Raw genomic sequence first — 16,252 nt, forward strand, 5'->3', positions numbered from 1 at the left:
AATCTTAGTGTTCCATAGGGCAAAGCCCGTTCCCATAAAAAGAAAGGGTTGACGCTTTCACGTCAACCCTCAAAATTATCCGATTCTCGATTCTCGATTCTCGATTCTCTTACAGCTTATCTGTCAGTTCGATTGCTTGACCGATGTAGTTCGCTGGCGTCATCTCTTTCAGACGCGCTTTCTCGTGCTCAGGAAGCTCAAGGCCGTCGATGAAGTTACGCATTGCTTCGCCGTCTACACGCTTACCACGAGTTAGCTCTTTTAGCTTCTCGTATGGCTTCTCGATGCCGTAACGACGCATTACTGTTTGTACTGGCTCTGCTAGTACTTCCCAGTTCTTGTCTAGTTCAGCAAGAAGCGCTTCACGGTTTACTTCTAGCTTGCTGATGCCTTTAAGCGTAGAAGTGTAAGCGATGATTGCGTAGCCAACACCAACACCAAGGTTACGTAGAACTGTTGAGTCAGTTAGGTCACGCTGCCAACGAGAGATAGGCAGTTTCTGTGCTAGGTGGCCGAATACAGCGTTCGCAAGACCTAGGTTACCTTCTGAGTTTTCAAAGTCGATTGGGTTAACTTTGTGAGGCATTGTTGAAGAACCGATCTCACCAGCAATAGTTTTTTGCTTGAAGTGGCCTAGTGCAATGTAACCCCAAACGTCACGGTCGAAGTCAATCAGGATAGTGTTGAAACGAGCGATAGCGTCGAACAGCTCAGCGATGTAATCGTGTGGTTCGATTTGAGTTGTGTAAGGGTTCCAAGTTACGCCTAGAGACTCAGTGATGAACTCTTCAGAGAACTTGTGCCAATCTAGCTCTGGGTAAGCAGAAAGGTGTGCGTTGTAGTTACCTACTGCACCGTTGATTTTCGCTAGGATCTCAACGTTTTCGATTTGCTTGAATTGACGCTCCATACGGTACGCCACGTTTGCCATTTCTTTACCCATAGTAGATGGAGAAGCAGGCTGACCGTGTGTACGAGATAGAAGAGGAATGTCGCGGTATTCCACTGCTAGCGCTTTGATAGCGTCGATTAGGTTACGGATTTCTGGAAGAATCACGTTCTCACGCGCTTCTTTAAGCATTAGAGCGTGTGATGTGTTGTTGATGTCTTCAGAAGTACATGCGAAGTGGAAGAACTCGTTTACTGCGTGCAGTTCAGGAACGTCTGCTACTTTCTCTTTTAGGAAGTACTCAACCGCTTTTACGTCGTGGTTAGTTGTACGCTCGATCTCTTTGATACGGCGTGCATCTTCTTCAGAGAAGTTTGCAGCAAGGTCGTCTAGGAATTGGTTTGCTTCTGCGCTAAACGCTGGCACTTCTGCAATTTCAGCAGTAGCAGCAAGCTTTTGTAGCCAGCGGATTTCAACGATAGTACGGTATTTTAGTAGACCGTATTCACTGAAAATTTCGCGTAACGCAATTGTCTTGCTTCCGTAACGGCCGTCTACTGGTGAAACAGCAGTCAATGCTGACAGTTCCATGATGTTCTCCTGAATTGGGTTTCTAAATTTCGTGAGCTTTATACCAATAACTGTGGCAATTGTCACGAATATTGCGCAAACGTTTGCGCGAGATTTGTTTTGGTCGAAAAAAATGAGCTCGCGATAAACGCGAGCTGCTTACTTGATACCTTATTACATTCGAGCAAGAAGGATTTGTGCTTGCTCTACCATCTTTTTGCGTCCGAAAATCAGGTGGCGACGCTTGCCGCCAACTTGACGCCAGAGTACTGCGCTACGAATACCCGATAACAACAGCGCACGAACTTTGTGCTGGTTAGAGGTTTGTTGCAGTACCGATGGAGTACCAGTTACTTGAATACGAGGACCAATAGGGCTGACTACATCCAAGTAAATGCTTGCTAGGTTGCTGATCATTTGATCATCTAGCAATTCAAAATGTTCCGTTTGACGCTGAGCCATTTGAATGCGGTCACCAAGTTGTGACATTGCATCGTTACGACCCGATAGCTTGCGCTCTAATGCCATTAGGCTGATGATGTAGCGAGTGACTTCACTTCCCGATGGGGTGCTATCAATCCCTTTCACCAAGCATTCAAGACCCAGCTTAAGGTCGGCTTCGCGACCGAAAACACCAATGGTGTTCGCTGGGCTAGTATTCAAAATGGCGTTAATTGACGTTTCAAAGGCATCTTGATCACAATGTCCGTTTCTCGCTACCTGTTGAACTAAAGCAACAGCTTGGCAGATACCTGCAAAAGCGATAGTACGGTCATAAAGTGTATTCGCCACGTAACGACTCCTAAGCTTGAGAATATTTAATGCGTTGCTCGATGATGCCGCCACCTAGGCACACGTCATCTTTGTAGAACACAGCTGATTGACCTGGAGTTACAGCAATTTGTGGCTCGTCAAAGATCACTTTAATGTTTTCATCATCGATAGGGATGATTGTACAAGGAATATCTTCCTGACGGTAACGAGTTTTCACTGTGCACTTCATAACATCGCGAATTGGCTCACGATCTACCCAGTGAAGTTGTGATGCAAGTAGACCTTCTGATTTCAACATTGGATGGTCTTTACCTTGAACGGCAATCAAAACGTTACGCTCTAGATCTTTCTCACCAACGAACCATGGGTCTTCGTTACCACCGCCGCCTTTACGGCCACCGATGTGTAGACCTTTACGCTGACCAAGCGTGTGGTACATCAGGCCTTGATGTTGACCAATCACTTCGCCTTCAGGTGTTTCGATGTTGCCTGGTTGAGCTGGAAGGTAGCGACCTAGGAATTCTGTAAACTTGCGTTCACCTATGAAACAAATACCCGTAGAGTCTTTCTTCTTCGCCGTAATTAGATCTTGCTCTTCCGCAATGCGGCGTACTTCTGGCTTCTCTAGGTCACCAACAGGGAATAGGCTACGTGCGATTTGCTCGTTGCTTAATGTGTACAGGAAGTAGCTTTGATCTTTGTTGCCATCTAGACCACATAGCATTTGTGGTTTTTCACCGTTTTCAGGGAAAGAACGACGCACATAGTGACCCATTGCAATGTAATCCGCATCAAGCACTTCATCAGCGAACTCTAGGAATGCTTTGAACTTGATTTCTTTGTTACAAAGAATGTCTGGGTTTGGTGTACGACCTGCTTTGTATTCTGCAAGGAAGTACTCAAATACGTTATCCCAGTATTCAGCAGCAAAGTTGATGGTGTGTAGATGAATGCCCAGCTTGTCACATACTGCCTGAGCATCAGCAAGATCTTCTGCTGCTGTACAATACTCTTCGTTGTCATCTTCTTCCCAGTTCTTCATGAACAGGCCTTCTACTTGGTAGCCTTGTTGCTTTAGAAGATACGCAGAAACAGATGAATCAACGCCGCCGGACATACCGACGATGACTTTCTTTTGGCTGTTATCAGACATTACTAAACACCACTAAAATTAACGGGACGCAGATTCTACCAGAATCCACTGACCGGTGACAGATCCGAGATCGAAATCACACTTCGATTTTGGCTTAAATTTATCCAAATGCGAAGGTGAGGGTTAAATTCGATAAGTATAGAAGGGTTATATATGGCATAGTTGGCAAAAATCCAAGAGGAAAAAGCAAATGACTGAAGAAAACCAATTTATGCAAGAAAGTGAGTTGATTGAAATTGTTGAAAATCAGCTAGAAGATGGCAATCCGCTCAAAGTAAAAGAAACCTTGATGCGTTTAATGATGACAGGTACACCACGTGAAGATGCGGTTGCGATGATGGCATGCGCAATGTCGATTGAGATTTTCGACGTGATGAAAAACGAAGGTGAATTCAATCTGAAACGCTACAGCGAGCACCTTGATCAATTACCAGATTTGGGTTTCATGGAAGGCGAATAGGCCGATTGAAAGAAAAAAGCAGACTGCAAACGTTTGCTATAATTGCCTTTATTGCTGCTTTAATAACGGCGGTATAGAATCCGTTCTCCTTTTCATCCCTTACTCAGACTAACAATATGAAATTTCCTGGACAACGCAAATCCAAGCACTATTTTCCTGTTCATGCTCGTGACCCATTGGTGAGCCAAGCACAAGAAAGCAAAAAGATGACGCGCACTCACATCATCGGCATTGATCAAACGCTGGTTGATATTGAAGCGAAAGTGACAACGGATGTGATTGAAAAGTACGGTTTGAGTAAAGGACACTCGTTGGTTATTGATGACGCTACAGCAGAAGCTTTGTACCAACAGCTAAAAGCAGAGTGCCTTATTACCAATGAGTATGCAGGTGGTACGATCGGTAATACGCTGCACAACTACTCAGTGCTGGCCGATGACCGTTCAACACTTCTGGGCGTAATGAGCCAAGATATCAAAATCGGCAGCTACGGTTACCGCTACCTATGTAACACATCTAGCCGTATGGACCTGAACTACCTACAAGGCGTTGATGGTGCAATCGGTCGTTGTTTTGCTCTGATTACCGAAGACGGTGAACGTACTTTCGCAATCAGCGAAGGTCAAATGAACCAACTTCACCCAGACAATATCCCTGAGAAGATCTTCAAGAGCGCATCTGCTCTAGTTCTTACTGCATACCTTGTTCGTTGTAAAGAAGGCGACCCAATGCCGGAAGCAACGATGCGTGCTATTGAATACGCGAAGAAACATGATGTACCAGTGGTATTAACGCTAGGTACTAAATTCGTTATTCAAGATGATCCAACATTCTGGCAAGAATTCATTCGTGACAATGTTTCTGTTGTTGCAATGAACGAAGACGAAGCAGAAGCATTAACGGGTGAGTCTGATCCTCTAGCTGCTTCAGATAAGACGCTTGAGTGGGCTGACCTGGTTCTTTGTACTGCTGGTCCTGTAGGTCTGTTTATGGCGGGTTACACTGAAGAAAGCGCTAAGCGTGAAACTTCATTGCCACTGCTTCCTGGTTCTATTGCTGAATTTAACCGTTTCGAATTTAGCCGTCCTGCTAAGAAAGACTCGTGTGAAAATGCAATTAAAGTATATTCACATATCTCTCCATACATGGGTGGCCCTGAAAAAATTAAGAACACCAATGGCGCAGGTGATGCGGCATTGTCTGCGGTTCTTCACGATATGGCAGCAAATAAATACCACAAAGAAAATGTGCCTAACTCAAGTAAGCACAGTAATGAGTATTTAACTTATTCTTCGTTCTCTCAAGTTTGTAAATACGCGAATCGAGCAAGTTACGAAGTGTTAGTGCAGCATTCTCCACGTCTTTCACGTGGTCTTCCTGAGCGTGAAGATAGCTTGGAAGAGGCATACTGGGAACGTTAATTCATTCTGTTGAATTACCCAACTTTGCACATAAGTGAAAAAATGGCGCATTTCGAATGCGCCATTTTTGTATCTATTTATAGATAAATAAAAAGGTTCCCATTGGGAACCTTTTTAAAATTCATAAATCTTTTATTAGATTAGGAAATCGTCTAGAGATTTACCTGCATCAAGTTGCTCTTGGATTGCAGAAGGTGTACGACCTTGACCTGTCCAAGTTTTTTCTTCGCCGCTAACGTCAGTGTATTTGTATTTAGCAGGGCGAGGAGCGCGTTTAGATTTTGCTTTAGTTTTTGTTTCACCAGCAAGTGCGCTAATTAGTGCTTCAACGTCGATACCGTCTTGAGCGATTTGCTCAGCGATAGCAGCTAGTTTTGCTTCTTGCTCAGCTTGTGCTGCGCGGTCTGCTTCTTCTGCTTCTTTACGCTCTTCAACAACGATAGTTAGTTTATCTAGAGCTTCTTCTAACTGTTCTAGAGTCAGCTCACGAGAAAATGCACGAAGGCTACGGATATTTAGAAGTGTTTTAGTCAGCTCTGACATAACGATTCCTATTAATAGGTTAAAAGGTTCGACATTGCTTATCGAGACGATAAATTAAATGCGAAACTAGAATTAAAACATAGAGTCCTTATATTTAACTTTATCTTTCTCATATGTGCAAATGCTAATTCATGATTAAGATTAAATTTCTTTAGTTTTTTCGGTAATCAACAATATTAATTAATCAAATTGAAATCTAATTAGCCATTTCTAACACTTTTTACTTTATAGATACTGTCTTTTTCTCGAGCACCATCATGTTTATTTATAGCTTGAATTAAATTTCCATTTTTCTGACAGAAAAGGACGAGCTATCGAATGTTCGTATCGTCATATTTCTTTCATTTATTGTTGCACGTAAAACTATGGCGAATTTAATAGTAGTAATAAAGTTTCATAAACATCAAGGTTGAAGCGATTGCAGTTGCACAATGTATGATTGGATCACATTTCATTTATAAATCAAAAGATCGATTATTTATTCATTTAATTTAGTTTGATGTGTTGCATTGGGAGGCTTCATAGGTGACAATGACTGTCACCTGATGCAATATTGCAGACAATTTGTTGCTAATTTGTACAATTAGCAGTTGAAAGTTTGTTATTGCCGTAGAGGTGCAGTCTCGAAGAGTAGCTATTATTGGGGTGATGCCAATGAATAATAGTGGAAGGCGAAGATTGCCGAAGTAAGTGGCCTATTGAAACCACTTGCTGGGGTTGTCTCTGAAAGGAACAACACTGCCATAGTATATTTACATTAAACTATGGAGCGCTACTGTAGGGGTGGGTGAAGTGTTCGCTTCCCTGTCGCTAAGTTCAACATGAGCACGTATCGTATGCTACGTGACTTGTCTGCAGTAGATCTCTAGCCAAACTTTGGTTTTTGAAGATCATGAATTTAATAGATTTTGCACATTCTCCTGTTTCGTTATTACCGCCTATTGTCGCGCTGACGCTGGCGATTCTAACTCGACGTGTTTTAGTTTCTCTTGGTGTAGGTATCGTACTTGGTGCGGTTTTACTTAACGATTGGTCTATCGGTAACACGATAGGTTATGTAAGTTCTCAAGTTTCTTCTGTCTTTATTGAAGACGGTGGTATCAATACTTGGAACATGAGTATTGTTGGCTTCCTTATCCTATTGGGAATGACCACTGCGCTGTTAACACTTTCTGGTGGTACTCGAGCTTTCGCTGAGTGGGCGCAAACACGAGTGAAAAGTAAACGCGGCTCTAAACTTCTTGCAGCCTTCCTTGGCGTGTTCATTTTTGTCGACGATTACTTTAACAGTCTTGCTGTTGGTGCGATCTCTCGCCCAGTGACAGACCGCTTCTATGTGTCTCGCGCTAAACTTGCGTACATCCTTGACTCAACTGCTGCGCCAATGTGTGTGATCATGCCTGCTTCTAGCTGGGGTGCTTACATCATTACTATTATCGGCGGTATCTTGGTGTCACACGGTATCACTGAGTATTCTGCTCTTGGTGCTTACGTTCGTCTTATTCCTATGAACTTCTACGCGGTATTTGCTCTACTAATGGTATTTGCTGTGGCGTGGTTTGGTCTAGACATTGGTAAGATGCGTGAGCACGAAATCGCAGCTTCTCAAGGTCGCGGTTTCGACAAAGATAAAGAAAACGATACTCAAGAAGCGCATGAGCTTAACGAAGAGCTAGATATTCGCGAAAGCGAGAAGGGCAAGGTTTCTGACCTAGTACTTCCAATTGTTACGCTTATCATTGCTACGATCGCTTCGATGCTTTACACCGGTGGTCAAGCACTAGCGGCAGATGGTAAAGAATTTGCGCTTCTAGGTGCGTTTGAGAACACAGATGTTGGTACTTCTCTTATTTACGGTAGTTTGCTTGGTCTTGCAGTGGCATTGTTCACTGTAATTAAGCAGGGCATACCAATGGTAGAGATTGCTCGTACGCTTTGGATTGGTGCTAAATCAATGTTTGGTGCAATCCTAATCCTTGTGTTTGCTTGGACTATCGGTTCTGTTATCGGTGACATGAAGACAGGTTCTTACCTATCTACAATGGCACAAGGCAACATTAATCCACACTGGCTACCAGTTATCCTATTCTTGCTATCTGGCCTAATGGCGTTCTCAACAGGTACGTCATGGGGTACGTTCGGTATCATGCTTCCAATCGCGGGTGACATGGCTGGCGCAACAGACGTGGCACTAATGCTACCAATGCTAAGTGCGGTTCTAGCTGGTGCAGTATTTGGTGACCACTGTTCACCAATTTCAGATACAACGATTCTGTCGTCAACAGGTGCACGTTGTAACCATATCGATCACGTATCAACACAGTTACCTTATGCATTATCAGTCGCGCTTGTTTCATGCGTGGGCTTTATTGCTCTTGGTATGACAGCTTCAATTGCGTTCTCTTTCATCGCAGCGTCGATTACATTCGTTATCGTTTGCGCGATTTTGTCATGGTTTTCAAAGTCAAAAATGGCATCTTGCCAGAGTGCGTAATTCACTGAATTAAAAAGTAAAATTATAGGAGGCTTCGGCCTCCTTTTTTATTTGTATTATACAATTCGATTTTTTTTAAAATTAAGGGTTGAAAAAAGTAATCAGCTTAGTTAGTGTGGTTACTAACAAAGCAAATGAGAAGAGCCTTGAAATAAGTATGCGTAATTTTGTAATGAACATTCATCACCATCATCACCCAATTTAGTCTTTCGGGAGATGTACGCATACCCGGGAGATAGGAATCTCCCGGAGGTGAAAATCAAAGTGAAAACAGATTTCAAACCCTCGGGAGACCAAAATCTCTCGAGGGTTTTTTAGTTTTACTGGTTTATAAAATATTTAAATTACCGAATCTGGCACAGGGATAAAGCAATGCAAACACAACGCTTAAGAATTGCAATTCAGAAAAAAGGTCGTCTTAGCAAAGAGAGCCAAGCTCTACTTAAAAAATGCGGCGTGAAATTCAACGTGATGGGTGAGCGCTTAGTTGTTCATTCTGAAAATATGCCAATTGATTTACTTTTGGTTCGTGACGACGATATTCCTGGTCTAATTATGGATGGTGTTGTTGACCTTGGCTTTATTGGTGAAAACGAACTTGAAGAAGTTCGTCTTGATCGTAAGGCGCTTGGCGAGCCATGTGAATTTGTTCCACTTCGTCGTCTAGATTTCGGTGGCTGCCGTTTGTCTATCGCAATCAATAAAGACGAAGAGTACAACGGTCCTCAAGATCTAGCGGGCAAACGTATCGCAACCACATACCCGCAACTGCTAAAAGCTTACATGGATGAAGCTGGCGTTCCTTTCTCAACATGTATGCTGACAGGCTCTGTAGAAGTAGCACCTCGCGCTGGTCTTGCTGATGCGATCGCTGACTTAGTCTCTACTGGTGCGACGTTGGAAGCGAACGGCCTTAAAGAAGCAGAAATCATCTTCAAATCAAAAGCGACACTGATTCAACGCACCGGCGAATTTGATGCAGATAAAGTCGCGCTAATCGAAAAACTTCTGACTCGTATGCAAGGCGTACAACAAGCGAAAGAGTCTAAGTACATCATGCTACATGCACCAGCTGAGAAGCTAGACCAAATCAAAGCATTGCTTCCTGGCGCAGAAGACCCAACGGTATTACCTCTATCTGCTGACAAGCAAAAAGTTGCGGTTCATTTGGTAAGTACTGAAAACCTGTTCTGGGAAACCATGGAACAGCTAAAGGAACTGGGTGCGAGCTCAATTCTGGTACTACCAATTGAAAAAATGATGGAGTAATCGCAATGAGAACAGTTGTATGGCAATCGCTGAGTGAAACTCAACAAGACTCGATTCTAGAACGTCCAGCAATCGCAGAAGGCGCAAACATCACTGCTGCAGTTTCTGAAGTAATCACAAAAGTTCGTAAAGAGGGTGATGCTGCATTATTGGAGCTGACTGAGAAGTTTGACCGTGTGAAGCCGGAATCCATTCGTGTATCAGCGCAAGAAATCGATGAAGCATCTGCTCGCCTTTCTGAGAAGATGAAAGGTGCGCTTGAGCAAGCTTATGCAAACATCTCGAAGTTTCACAAAGCACAAAAGCCACAACCAATTAAAGTAGAAACTCAGCCGGGCGTTCTTTGTGAGCAGGTAACGCGCCCAATTCAAAAAGTGGGTTTGTACATTCCTGGCGGTAGTGCGCCATTGCCTTCGACTGTTCTAATGCTAGGCGTTCCTGCAAAAATTGCAGGTTGTCGTAAAGTGGTGCTTTGTTCTCCACCGCCAATCGCTGACGAGATTCTGTACGTAGCAAAACTGTGCGGCATTGATGAAGTGTACAAAGTCGGCGGTGGTCAAGCGGTCGCTGCAATGGCTTACGGCACAGAGACTGTATCTAAAGTTGATAAGATCTTTGGTCCAGGTAACGCTTATGTGACCGAAGCAAAACGTCAGGTTAGCAATGATTTCCGCGGTGCTGCGATTGATATGCCTGCAGGCCCATCTGAAGTGCTTGTGATTGCCGATGAAACCGCAGATGCAGACTTTATCGCTGCGGATCTTTTGAGCCAAGCAGAGCACGGTCCTGATTCTCAAGTGGTACTTGTGACGCCTTCTCCTGTTATTGCTGATCAAGTGACGGATGCGGTTCAACGTCAGCTTAAGGAGCTATCTCGTGCGGATATCGCAGAACAAGCGTTGGCTTCAAGCTTGATCATCATTGCTGAGTCTCTTACTCAATCGGTTTCTATCTCGAATTACTACGGTCCTGAGCACTTAATTGTTCAGACTAAGAACCCACGCGAGCTTCTACCTCTATTAGATAACGCAGGTTCTATCTTTCTTGGTGATTGGTCGCCTGAATCAGCAGGTGATTACGCATCGGGCACCAACCACGTTCTTCCTACTTACGGTTACACACGCACGTATTCAAGCTTAGGCTTAGCGGACTTTTCGAAACGTATGACGGTTCAAGAACTGTCTGCTGATGGTCTAAAGAACCTTGCACCAACGGTGGTAACCATGGCGGAAGCAGAAGGTCTGGATGCGCACAAACGTGCAGTGACCATTCGCGTAGAAAAACTGGCAGCTAAGTAAGAGGATATTGAGATGGAAAAGCTAGCGCGCAAACAAGTCCAACAACTTACCCCTTATATGTCGGCTCGTCGAATTGGTGGTACCGGTGACGTATGGCTAAACGCCAACGAATCGCCATTCAATAATGAATACAAAACAGACTTCGCTCGTCTTAATCGTTACAGCGAATGTCAGCCTAAAGAACTGATTTCTGCTTACGCAGCCTATGCGGGTGTGAAACCAGAGCAAACACTAACATCTCGCGGAGCGGATGAAGGTATTGAACTATTGATTCGTGCTTTCTGTGAGCCGGGTGAAGATGCGATTCTTTACTGCCCACCGACTTACGGTATGTATGCCATCAGTGCCGAAACCATCGGTGTAGAGCGTAAAACCGTGCCGCTAACGTCAGATTGGCAACTAGACCTTGCAGGCATCGAAGCTAATCTGGATAACGTGAAACTGGTTTTTGTATGTTCGCCAAACAACCCAACGGGTAACTTAGTTAAGCGTGAGGACATTGTGTCTCTGCTTGAGATGACAAAAGACCGTGCAATTGTGGTGATGGATGAAGCGTACATCGATTTTTGTCCAGAAGCGTCAACGGTAGACCTACTGGCGCAATACCCGAATCTTGCGATTTTGCGTACTCTGTCGAAAGCTTTCGCGCTTGCTGGTCTGCGTTGTGGGTTTACGCTTGCGAACGAAGAGCTGATTAATGTACTTCTTAAAGTTATCGCACCATATCCAGTCCCGGTTCCAGTGGCAGAAATTGCGACTCAGGCGCTTTCGGAAGCTGGTTTAGCGCGAGCGAAGTTCCAAGTTCTTGATCTGAATGCAAACCGTGCTTACTTGCAAGTTGGCCTTTCAATGATTCCGAGTTTGGAAGTGTTTGAAGGGTGGGGGAACTACCTATTGGTGAAATTCCCAGATGGCGATGATCTTTTCAAAGCGGCTTGGGATACGGGCATTATTTTGCGTAACTCGCCAATTGAGAACTGTGTACGTATCAGTGTTGGTAACCGCGACGAGTGTGAAAAAACGCTTGGATTTATTAGAAACTACTACGCATAAGTAGAGACAAAATTAATCGCTCTCGCTCAATTGCGGGAGCGCCAAAAGAATAGCAATAAGGAAGTTCCCGAGTGAGCAAACAACAAAAAATCCTTTTTATTGATCGTGATGGCACCTTAATTGTTGAGCCGCCGATTGATTTTCAAGTAGACCGTTTAGACAAACTAAAGCTAGAGCCATTTGTTATCCCAAGCCTGTTGTCGTTGCAGGATGCAGGATACCGTCTAGTGATGGTCACGAACCAAGATGGTTTGGGTACTGACAGCTACCCACAAGCTGATTTTGATGCACCACACAACATGATGATGGAGATCTTTGAGTCTCAAGGTGTGAAGTTTGATGACGTGCTGATTTGTCCTCACTTCGATGAAGATAACTGCTCTTGCCGTAAGCCTAAACTGGGCTTGGTAAAAGAGTACCTTCAAGGTGGCAAAGTTGATTTTCAAAACTCCGTTGTGATTGGCGATCGTCAAACCGATCTTCAACTTGCAGAAAACATGGCAATTCGTGGCATTCAATACAACCCAGAAACCATGGGTTGGAAACAGATCCTAAAAGATCTGACGGTGAAGGCGCGTGTTGCTGAAGTTATTCGCACCACAAAAGAAACAGACATTAAAGTATTCGTTAATCTTGACGAGCAAGGCGGTAACGATATTTCTACAGGTCTTGGCTTTTTTGACCACATGCTGGATCAAATCGCGACGCACGGTGGATTCCAAATGGTGTGCAAAGTGGAAGGTGACCTGCACATTGATGATCACCACACAGTGGAAGATACCGCTCTAGCATTGGGTCAAGCGTTAAAAGAAGCACTGGGTGACAAGCGTGGTATTGGTCGCTTTGGCTTTAGCCTTCCAATGGATGAGTGTTTGGCACAATGCGCACTAGACCTATCTGGTCGTCCTTACCTTAAGTTCGACGCGCAATTCAGTCGTGAGCAAGTGGGTGATCTTTCAACAGAGATGGTAGTTCACTTCTTCCGCTCTTTGACTGACACATTAGCGTGTACGTTGCACCTTTCTTCTGCGGGCAACAATGATCATCACATCATTGAAAGTCTATTTAAAGCGTTTGGCCGTACTCTGCGCCAAGCAATCAAAGTAGAAGGCACTGAGCTACCAAGTAGTAAAGGCGTGCTTTAAGGCTAACCTTAGCAAGGAGAAAAACAGTGACAGAACAGAAAGTTGTCATTATCGATACTGGCTGTGCCAACGTCTCTTCGGTGAAGTTTGCTATTGAACGCTTAGGCTATGACGTAACTATTTCAAAAGATCCGCAAGTCGTATTGTCGGCAGATAAGCTATTCCTACCGGGTGTGGGAACCGCCAGCGAAGCGATGAAAAACCTAGAAGAGCGCGATCTTATCAGCTTGGTAAAACAGGTAGAAAAGCCGCTGTTAGGTATCTGTTTAGGTATGCAACTGCTGGGCAAAGTGTCTCAAGAGAAAGGACAGAAAGCCGACGAGTTGGTTGAGTGTCTTGGACTTTGTGATGGCGAAGTGAAGCTACTACAAACTGGAGATTTGCCACTGCCGCATATGGGTTGGAACACGGTCTCTGCAAAAGCAGGTAATCCACTTTTCAAAGGTATTGAAGAAGGAGAGTATTTCTACTTCGTGCACAGCTTTGCGATGCCAGTTGGGGACTACACGATTGCGGAATGCGAGTACGGCAACCCGTTCACAGCTGCAGTACAAAGCGGTAACTACTACGGTGTGCAATTCCACCCTGAGCGTTCTTCAAAAGCGGGCGCGAAGCTTATTCAAAACTTCTTAGAATTATAAAAGGGATTTAGTGTGATTATTCCAGCTCTTGATTTAATTGAAGGACAGGTGGTTCGCCTTTATCAAGGTGATTACGGCCAAGTAACTGAGTACAAAGTCGACCCCGCAGAGCAGTTCAACTTGTACCACCAAGCAGGTGCTAACTGGTTGCACTTGGTGGATTTAACTGGCGCGAAAGACACGACAGCACGCCAGCTTGATTTGATTGCAAAGCTACTAGCAAGTACACCAGCAAACATCCAAATCGGTGGTGGTGTGCGTACAGAGCAAGACGTGATTGATCTGTTAGAAGCCGGTGCTCAGCGTGTTGTTGTTGGTTCTACAGCAGTAAAACAGCCAGAGCTTGTGAAAGGTTGGATGGAAAAATACGGCGCAGAGAAAATCGTTCTCGCGCTAGATATCAACATCGAACAAGACGGCACACGTAAAGTGGCGATCTCTGGTTGGCAAGAAGATTCAGGCGTGACCATCGAAGCTCTAATCAACGATTACCTAACGGTAGGTTTGCAGCACGTGCTTTGTACGGACATTTCTCGTGACGGTACGCTAGAAGGCTCAAACGTAGAGCTTTACGTTGACCTATGCAAACAGTACCCACAAGTGCAGTTTCAATCTTCAGGTGGCATTGGCTCATTAGCAGATATCGAAGCGCTAAAAGGCAGCGGTGTGGCTGGCGTGATTGTTGGTCGTGCGCTGTTAGATGGTAAGTTCACAGCAGAGGAGGCGTTTGCATGTTGGCAAAGCGAATAATTCCATGTCTTGATGTACGTGATGGACAAGTGGTCAAGGGCGTCCAGTTCCGTAACCATGAAATCATTGGCGACATCGTTCCTCTGGCACAGCGTTATGCGGAAGAGGGCGCTGACGAGCTTGTGTTCTACGATATTACCGCTTCAAGTGATGGTCGTGTCGTCGATAAAAGTTGGGTCGCTCGCGTTGCAGAAGTTATTGATATTCCTTTCTGTGTGGCTGGTGGTATTAAATCAGCGGAAGATGCAGCGCGCATTCTTGAGTTTGGTGCAGATAAAGTGTCTATCAACTCACCTGCCTTGGCGAACCCGCAATTGATTACTGACCTTGCTGATAAGTTTGGTGTGCAATGTATCGTGGTGGGCATTGATTCTTACTACGACAAAGAGACCGGCAAGTATCAGGTTTACCAGTTTACTGGTGATGAAGAACGCACCAAAGCAACTCAATGGGAAACGCGTGATTGGGTGCAAGAAGTACAAAAACGTGGCGCTGGTGAAATCGTACTGAACATGATGAACCAAGACGGCGTGCGTAACGGCTACGATATTGAACAACTTAATATGGTGCGTGAAGTGTGTAATGTGCCATTGATTGCATCGGGTGGTGCAGGTGCCATGGAGCACTTCGCAGAAGCCTACCAAAAAGCAAATGTGGATGGCGCGCTTGCCGCATCGGTATTCCACAAGCAAGTCATCAATATTGGTGAACTAAAGCAGTATTTGAAACAACAAGGCATTGAGGTACGACTATGAGTGTGAAAGCCGCCGAAGTAAGTTCGCTAGCTGAGCGAATCAACTGGGAAAAGGTGGATGGTCTGGTACCTGCCATCGTACAAGATTTCCAATCAAGCCAAGTGCTGATGATGGGTTACATGAACCAAGATGCGTTGGCAAAAACGGGTGAAACAGGTCAAGTGACGTTCTTCTCTCGTACCAAGCAACGTCTTTGGACGAAAGGTGAGACCTCCGGCAACGTATTGCAACTAGTGAACATGCAGCTCGATTGCGACAACGATACGCTACTGGTGAAAGTGAATCCCATTGGCCCTACGTGTCACTTGGGTAACACAACTTGCTGGGATGTGGACCCTCAAGAGGAGTCACAAATGGTGTGGCTTCATCAACTTGAGCAGCTACTGGCTGCCCGCAAGAGTGCCGACCCAGATTCCTCTTATACTGCTAGTCTTTATGCCCGTGGCACCAAGCGTATTTCGCAAAAAGTGGGCGAAGAAGGCGTTGAAGTCGCGCTTGCGGCGACGTCGGGTGATAAGGCGGAGCTAGTGTGTGAATCAGCAGACTTGGTTTACCACTTGCTGGTATTGCTTCAAGACCAAGGCTTATCGATGAATGACGTAGTGAATAAACTGAAAGAGCGTCATAAATAAACCTGCTATAGATAAATGAAAGCCCCTATGCTCTCGAGCCTAGGGGCTTTTTTACTTTAGTGTTCTTGATTCGGGGGAAAACCCGGCAACAGTGCTAGTAGCGATTAGACTCTGAATCACGCTCGTTCCTCGCTGTTCGATGTATGGACTCCCCTCTCCAAGGAGGAGCTAAAATTTTAGTGCAAACAGAAATTTTAATCGGGAGCCATACATGAAAAAGTCTACTACTATCGCCATTGATTTAGCAAAAAACTCATTTCAAATTTGTAAACTAGTTAGAGATCAAGTTACCTCTGAAAAAGCCTTAACTAACCAAAAATTGAAGTCATGGTTACAAAAACAACCCGCTTCTCATGTAGTAATGGAAGCTTGTGGCTCTGCACACCATTGGGGACGTTTTTGCCA

General features: G+C 44.7%; 15 protein-coding genes, 1 pseudogene, 1 riboswitch and 1 other annotated feature. Of the genes and pseudogenes, 12 read left to right on the plus strand and 4 right to left on the minus strand.

The window, feature by feature from the left end:
• Positions 1 to 109: 109 nt before the first annotated feature.
• The 3 genes from purB to mnmA all read right to left on the minus strand — a co-directional run bounded on the left by purB (position 110) and on the right by mnmA (position 3,386).
• A complete protein-coding gene (purB, locus tag H735_RS25350) occupies positions 110 to 1,480 on the minus strand; it encodes an adenylosuccinate lyase (protein WP_005378198.1) in 1,371 nt (456 codons plus the stop codon).
• A gap of 153 nt (positions 1,481 to 1,633) precedes the next feature.
• Entirely contained in the window at positions 1,634 to 2,251 is a 618-nt protein-coding gene (hflD, locus tag H735_RS25355; protein ID WP_005437207.1) for a high frequency lysogenization protein HflD, read from the minus strand.
• A gap of 10 nt (positions 2,252 to 2,261) precedes the next feature.
• Positions 2,262 to 3,386 (minus strand): tRNA 2-thiouridine(34) synthase MnmA, encoded by a 1,125-nt coding sequence (mnmA, locus tag H735_RS25360; RefSeq protein WP_020196976.1) that lies wholly within the window; start codon positions 3,384 to 3,386, stop codon positions 2,262 to 2,264.
• Positions 3,387 to 3,576: 190 nt separating this feature from the next.
• On the opposite strand from mnmA, the gene H735_RS25365 reads away from it, so the two are divergent.
• Entirely contained in the window at positions 3,577 to 3,846 is a 270-nt protein-coding gene (locus H735_RS25365) for a hypothetical protein (protein WP_005437209.1), read from the plus strand.
• A 116-nt stretch (positions 3,847 to 3,962) separates the two neighbouring features.
• Entirely contained in the window at positions 3,963 to 5,267 is a 1,305-nt protein-coding gene (locus tag H735_RS25370) for an inosine/guanosine kinase (RefSeq protein ID WP_009705753.1), read from the plus strand.
• Between the two features lie 135 nt (positions 5,268 to 5,402).
• On the opposite strand, the gene H735_RS25375 is transcribed toward H735_RS25370, so the two are convergent.
• A complete protein-coding gene (locus H735_RS25375) occupies positions 5,403 to 5,810 on the minus strand; it encodes an H-NS family histone-like protein (RefSeq protein ID WP_005437211.1) in 408 nt (135 codons plus the stop codon).
• A 602-nt stretch (positions 5,811 to 6,412) separates the two neighbouring features.
• Positions 6,413 to 6,593: riboswitch (Lysine riboswitch) on the plus strand.
• A gap of 109 nt (positions 6,594 to 6,702) precedes the next feature.
• Here H735_RS25375 and tet(35) point away from each other — a divergent pair.
• The 10 genes and pseudogenes from tet(35) to H735_RS30495 form a co-directional block, all read left to right on the plus strand.
• Positions 6,703 to 8,304, plus strand: coding sequence for a tetracycline efflux Na+/H+ antiporter family transporter Tet(35) (gene tet(35) / locus H735_RS25380; protein WP_020196975.1), 1,602 nt, complete (start codon positions 6,703 to 6,705; stop codon positions 8,302 to 8,304).
• A gap of 180 nt (positions 8,305 to 8,484) precedes the next feature.
• Positions 8,485 to 8,623: a sequence feature (His leader region), on the plus strand.
• Between the two features lie 53 nt (positions 8,624 to 8,676).
• Positions 8,677 to 9,573 (plus strand): ATP phosphoribosyltransferase, encoded by an 897-nt coding sequence (gene hisG, locus H735_RS25385; protein ID WP_020196974.1) that lies wholly within the window; start codon positions 8,677 to 8,679, stop codon positions 9,571 to 9,573.
• A gap of 5 nt (positions 9,574 to 9,578) precedes the next feature.
• Positions 9,579 to 10,871, plus strand: coding sequence for a histidinol dehydrogenase (gene hisD / locus H735_RS25390; RefSeq protein ID WP_020196973.1), 1,293 nt, complete (start codon positions 9,579 to 9,581; stop codon positions 10,869 to 10,871).
• Positions 10,872 to 10,883: 12 nt separating this feature from the next.
• Positions 10,884 to 11,924: a histidinol-phosphate transaminase gene (gene hisC / locus H735_RS25395; RefSeq protein WP_020196972.1), complete on the plus strand. Its 1,041-nt coding sequence runs from the start codon at positions 10,884 to 10,886 to the stop codon at positions 11,922 to 11,924.
• A 71-nt stretch (positions 11,925 to 11,995) separates the two neighbouring features.
• Positions 11,996 to 13,069 (plus strand): bifunctional histidinol-phosphatase/imidazoleglycerol-phosphate dehydratase HisB, encoded by a 1,074-nt coding sequence (hisB, locus tag H735_RS25400; protein ID WP_020196971.1) that lies wholly within the window; start codon positions 11,996 to 11,998, stop codon positions 13,067 to 13,069.
• A gap of 26 nt (positions 13,070 to 13,095) precedes the next feature.
• The gene (gene hisH / locus H735_RS25405) at positions 13,096 to 13,710 is read left to right on the plus strand and encodes an imidazole glycerol phosphate synthase subunit HisH (protein ID WP_005389830.1); all 615 of its coding nucleotides are present in this window, start codon (positions 13,096 to 13,098) and stop codon (positions 13,708 to 13,710) included.
• Between the two features lie 12 nt (positions 13,711 to 13,722).
• Positions 13,723 to 14,460 carry a 1-(5-phosphoribosyl)-5-[(5-phosphoribosylamino)methylideneamino]imidazole-4-carboxamide isomerase gene (gene hisA, locus H735_RS25410; RefSeq protein ID WP_020196970.1) on the plus strand — a complete coding sequence of 246 codons (738 nt, stop codon included), beginning with the start codon at positions 13,723 to 13,725 and terminating at the stop codon, positions 14,458 to 14,460.
• Complete coding sequence (gene hisF, locus H735_RS25415; RefSeq protein WP_004749837.1) at positions 14,442 to 15,215, plus strand: imidazole glycerol phosphate synthase subunit HisF; 774 nt, start codon at positions 14,442 to 14,444, stop codon at positions 15,213 to 15,215. The genes hisA and hisF overlap by 19 nt, the downstream gene beginning before the upstream one ends.
• Positions 15,212 to 15,847: a bifunctional phosphoribosyl-AMP cyclohydrolase/phosphoribosyl-ATP diphosphatase HisIE gene (gene hisIE, locus H735_RS25420; protein ID WP_020196969.1), complete on the plus strand. Its 636-nt coding sequence runs from the start codon at positions 15,212 to 15,214 to the stop codon at positions 15,845 to 15,847. The genes hisF and hisIE overlap by 4 nt, the downstream gene beginning before the upstream one ends.
• A 211-nt stretch (positions 15,848 to 16,058) precedes the next feature.
• Positions 16,059 to 16,252, plus strand: a pseudogene (locus tag H735_RS30495) (IS110 family transposase); the annotation flags it as partial.

Source organism: Vibrio owensii CAIM 1854 = LMG 25443 (assembly GCF_000817815.1).
In the GTDB taxonomy this organism is placed as follows: Bacteria; Pseudomonadota; Gammaproteobacteria; order Enterobacterales; family Vibrionaceae; genus Vibrio; species Vibrio owensii.

Coding starts and splice junctions, on each gene's coding strand:
- purB (WP_005378198.1), bottom strand. CDS start 1,480: ATGGAACTGTCAGCATTGACTGCTGTTTCACCAGTAGACGGCCGTTAC.
- mnmA (WP_020196976.1), bottom strand. CDS start 3,386: ATGTCTGATAACAGCCAAAAGAAAGTCATCGTCGGTATGTCCGGCGGC.
- H735_RS25365 (WP_005437209.1), top strand. CDS start 3,577: ATGACTGAAGAAAACCAATTTATGCAAGAAAGTGAGTTGATTGAAATT.
- H735_RS25370 (WP_009705753.1), top strand. CDS start 3,963: ATGAAATTTCCTGGACAACGCAAATCCAAGCACTATTTTCCTGTTCAT.
- H735_RS25375 (WP_005437211.1), bottom strand. CDS start 5,810: ATGTCAGAGCTGACTAAAACACTTCTAAATATCCGTAGCCTTCGTGCA.
- hisG (WP_020196974.1), top strand. CDS start 8,677: ATGCAAACACAACGCTTAAGAATTGCAATTCAGAAAAAAGGTCGTCTT.
- hisD (WP_020196973.1), top strand. CDS start 9,579: ATGAGAACAGTTGTATGGCAATCGCTGAGTGAAACTCAACAAGACTCG.
- hisC (WP_020196972.1), top strand. CDS start 10,884: ATGGAAAAGCTAGCGCGCAAACAAGTCCAACAACTTACCCCTTATATG.
- hisF (WP_004749837.1), top strand. CDS start 14,442: ATGTTGGCAAAGCGAATAATTCCATGTCTTGATGTACGTGATGGACAA.
- hisIE (WP_020196969.1), top strand. CDS start 15,212: ATGAGTGTGAAAGCCGCCGAAGTAAGTTCGCTAGCTGAGCGAATCAAC.